This window comes from Limosilactobacillus kribbianus (assembly GCF_026413145.1).
Classification (GTDB): domain Bacteria; phylum Bacillota; class Bacilli; order Lactobacillales; family Lactobacillaceae; genus Limosilactobacillus; species Limosilactobacillus kribbianus.
Genome location: NZ_JAOVYZ010000085.1, coordinates 1 through 3,793, shown reverse-complemented (window position 1 = coordinate 3,793; position 3,793 = coordinate 1). Strand labels below are relative to the sequence as shown.

The following is a 3,793-nucleotide window of genomic DNA, read 5'->3' as shown; positions in this document are numbered from 1 at the left end:
ATGCATCGTCGGAATAACATTCCTCGCAAGTCATTGAACTACCGCACACCACTTGAAGTATTCATGAAGCACGTCACCGATGAGCAACTAGCTTTTTTCTAACTTAATTTGACATTTCGGGTTATTAAATCGGCAAAAGAAATAGATTGATTGGAGGAAAGACAATGGCTAAAATAGCAACCCCGAAAATTAGCGAGATCCTGAATGAAGAATTTATCAAGCCGCTCCATCTTTCTGCTTATGAAGTGGCTAAAGAAATCAATGTTCCCGTGTCACGGATCCAGGATCTTTTGCATGACCGGCGGCGGGTTAGCGTTGATACATCAATCCGCCTTGGTCGTTTCTTTGGCGTGTCGGATTTGTATTTTCTGCGTCTGCAAAACGATATTGACATGCGGAATGAAAAGCAGGCTCACGGTGCCGAATACGACGCTATCCGTCAATATAGCTTGAAATAGTTCAGCAATTTATTTTTCCACCATCTTGCTATTTCTTTTTGATTTTTTGGTTAATCACATGGATCTCTTTGTGTGCCCGGTAAGAGCTATATAGCCAGATTGTGACGTAAATTGCGACAAAGATCAGGGTGAAGACGGCAAAGTTCGCGCCGTTGAGCGGAAACCAGCCAGCGAGAATCGCTAAAACGCTCAGGCCAAGGTAATAGGTTACAAAGTTGATGACCGTCCGCTTGCGCAGTGACCACCGTTCAATCGAAAAGATGAAACTGCCAAAGCCAAAGAGTTCGCCGATAGTTGCCCAGAGGAGGGCCGAGATGGAGACGGCGTTGAGAACATGCTCGAAATGACCGACAAAGCTGGGGGCGGAAGGGTAATATGAGGAAGCCCCGTAAACGTAGTTAAAAGCGAGTGAAATTATCGGGCCAAATAAGACCCCGATTGCGGCAAAGTTGAAAATCGCGCTTCGGGAAGCGGTGATAAAATCGTTCGGCAGCTCCTCTTTCAGTCGCGAGAGCCGGTCATGATAGAATAATTGCTGGTCGGCGGTGAAGACATTGATCCCCCGGTCCGCTGCTTCCAGACAGAAGATGTCCTGATAGCTCACCGGGATAATTTGTGCGTCGACGTGGCACCAGAGGGTCTGATTGGCAGCTCCAATTTGTTGAATTAGTCGATCGATTTCTGGGGTTATCTTATGAAGCCAGAGATCGATGTGTTCGGTCTTGAGTTCCGGGTCAATGTGAAAGTTGATTTTCATGTTCTTCCTCCTTTCTATACTAATCGCCACTTTGAGTATAGCAAAACCTGTTACGATTAATTGTTTTGGCAGCTAATCGGTTATTCAGAAGGGCTAAACGGTTGAATAAATGGCTTTTTCGGTTTCAGAACGCTTGTTCCCACCGGATGACATCTGATAAGATAAAAAGCGACTAATCAATTAGGAGCGAAGAAAATGAAAACCTACGAAGACCAAACCTTCACCGATCTCACGGAGAGCGAACTGGAGCTTACGGACACCGACTTCATCGACTGCCAGTTTAGCAACTGTCAAATCGAGGGTGCCCAGCTACAGAACGTGCGCTTCATGGAATGCAGCTTCGACCATTGTACAATTGTCAATCCGGTTCTGACTTTCTCGGCGGCCCGCAACCTGCGGATCAGCGATTGCAACCTGATTGGCATCAGCTGGGCGGACCTGGTGATCAACAAGTACTCGTTGGTGATCGACCGGCTCACCAACAGCCTCCTGAAGTACAACAATTTTATCGGCCTGGACCTGCCGCACTTCAGCTTTGCTGGTAACGAGATTCTCAACTCTAATTTTGAAGAGTGTGACCTGAACGGGGCGTCCTTTGTCGGCTGCGAACTGGTGGATACCCAGTTTTTGAACAACAATCTCAAGCGCGCCGACTTCAGTGATGCCCACGGTTATTTCATTGACCTCCATACCAATCAGCTGCAGAAGGCCAGTTTCACCTATCCGGACGCGATGAGCCTGCTGGACTCGCTGGATATCAAACTTAATTAGACAACAACAGCCCCATTTTGGATTTTGATCCAGAATGGGGCTGTTTGCTTTTGCTTACTGGCACGGCCAGAAATGAAAACTCCCCCGCGTATAGATTGATTTCGTATCTACGCGCAGGGGAGCATGTCAGTAAGAAGGCGATCCCAAATTTAACTTTTATTGTGCAGTGTATCCACCATCAACAAGGAACTCTGAGCCGGTGCTGAATGAGGACTTGTCCGAAGCAAGGAAGACGGCGAGGTTGGCAATTTCCTCCGGACGAGCTAAGCGGCCCATTGGGTGCTGGGCCTCAATGGCGGAACTCCGCATGTCTGGATAAATGTCAATCATTGGCGTATGTGCGTATCCGGGGTGAATTGAGTTGATCCGGATCGGGTAGTGGTTGTTGCAGCAGTGCAGGGCCGCCGCCTTGGTAATTACCCGAACGGCCCCCTTAGAGGCAGCGTAGGAGAAGACCTTTGGCACCCCGATGATGCCGGCGATGGAGCTCATGTTGACAATTGAGCCACCGGTCTTCTTCATGTTGATGATCCCGTACTTTTCACCGAGAACGACACCGTCGAGGTTGACCGAAAGGGTCTTGTGAAGGTCGTCCAGCGTCACGGTTTCAGCATTGTCAAAGACCAGAATCCCGGCGTTGTTAACCATTGCATTCACCGGACCAAAAGTCTCCTTGGCCTTGTCAAACACTTTCTGCCATTCCTCTTCCTTTGAAACGTCCTGCTTGACAAAAATGGCATTGTCGCCAAGGGCCGTGGCCTGCTTTTGGCCTTCTTCTTCATTGAGATCCGTCATTACAACCTTGGCCCCTTCCTTAACAAAGGCCTTGGCGTCTGCTAACCCGAATCCACTGGCGGCACCAGTAATAATAGCAACCTTTCCATCTAATTGACCCATAATGATCTTCCTTTCTGTCTGTTAAATTAATCACATAAGCGCTTACAAGTGCATGATATGGCAGAAAGGTGGTGGAAACAAGCCAACTTATGATACACGGATTGCTATTTTGTCTCGCTTTCTGGAGTGAAATTAGCAAACTGCAGGAAGGCCAGGGCCATTTCGTGCGGTGATTCCTTGGCGCCGCTCTCCAGCCAGTGGATCATCATGTTGTCGAGCGCCCCGGCATAGTAGTAGAGCCGGTAGCGCAGAATGGAGTTAGCGGGCATCGTGCCGTAGGAAAGGGCCATGCTTTCGGTGATGATTTCTAAAACCGTGGTTGAGGTGCCGGCGTGATGAAAGGAGAGAATCAAGTTTCGATTTTGGTAGTAAAAGGAGAAGGTGTATTCCAACATTGCCGGTTCCACAAAGCTGCCCTTATTTTGGGGCGCGTTCTTCCAATATTCTTCCCGGAGCTGGTTAACACCGTAGTCGATGAGGTCGGCAATTCCCTTGAAATTTCGGTAAAAGCTGGCCCGGGCGACCCCGGACTCCGTAACGAGGTCGGTGACGGTCACATGACCGAGGCTTTTGTTGGTAGTAATGGTCCGCAGTGCCTGCAGGAGGCGTTCCTTAACCTGTTTTTTGCGCTTATCCATGATCAAAATGCTCCTTTATTGATTTCCTTTCACAGCTCCAAATAAAGGATACAAGTTGTCTCGCAAAATACAAGCAAAAAGTGGCACGACTTCCTGATTGGGGTTTGAAAATCCGGCCCAGTATGTTATATTAAAATCCAATTAAAATACAAGTCATGTGGTAATAAGTCAAGATAAAATTATCACTGACAAACTTGTTTTGACCAGATTTTTGACGCACTTAAATAAGCCTTGGTACCAAGGTGTTTTAAAAGCTAAGCGTCGAGAATCAA

At 47.9% G+C, this 3,793-nt stretch carries 5 protein-coding genes and 1 pseudogene; 3 read left to right on the top strand and 3 right to left on the bottom strand.

Translation table 11 applies throughout. The features are described from left to right. Positions 1-102: pseudogene (locus tag OCT58_RS10100) on the top strand (IS30 family transposase); the annotation flags it as partial. 62 nt (positions 103-164) lie between these two features. Then, on the top strand, positions 165-458 hold the full coding sequence (locus OCT58_RS10095; RefSeq protein ID WP_267202702.1) for a HigA family addiction module antitoxin: 294 nt from the start codon (positions 165-167) through the stop codon (positions 456-458). A gap of 28 nt (positions 459-486) precedes the next feature. On the opposite strand, the gene OCT58_RS10090 is transcribed toward OCT58_RS10095, so the two are convergent. Continuing rightward, on the bottom strand, positions 487-1,215 hold the full coding sequence (locus OCT58_RS10090) for a DUF3021 family protein (RefSeq protein ID WP_267202701.1): 729 nt from the start codon (positions 1,213-1,215) through the stop codon (positions 487-489). Positions 1,216-1,410: 195 nt separating this feature from the next. On the opposite strand from OCT58_RS10090, the gene OCT58_RS10085 reads away from it, so the two are divergent. Beyond that, a complete protein-coding gene (locus OCT58_RS10085) occupies positions 1,411-1,986 on the top strand; it encodes a pentapeptide repeat-containing protein (protein WP_267202700.1) in 576 nt (191 codons plus the stop codon). Positions 1,987-2,142: 156 nt separating this feature from the next. Here OCT58_RS10085 and OCT58_RS10080 read toward each other — a convergent pair whose 3' ends face one another. Together OCT58_RS10080 and OCT58_RS10075 are read right to left on the bottom strand one after the other, a co-directional pair. After that, positions 2,143-2,883, bottom strand: a complete 741-nt coding sequence (locus OCT58_RS10080; RefSeq protein WP_267202699.1) for a glucose 1-dehydrogenase — start codon at positions 2,881-2,883, stop codon at positions 2,143-2,145. 104 nt (positions 2,884-2,987) lie between these two features. Further along, a complete protein-coding gene (locus tag OCT58_RS10075; protein ID WP_267202698.1) occupies positions 2,988-3,521 on the bottom strand; it encodes a TetR/AcrR family transcriptional regulator in 534 nt (177 codons plus the stop codon). Positions 3,522-3,793: the final 272 nt, after the last annotated feature.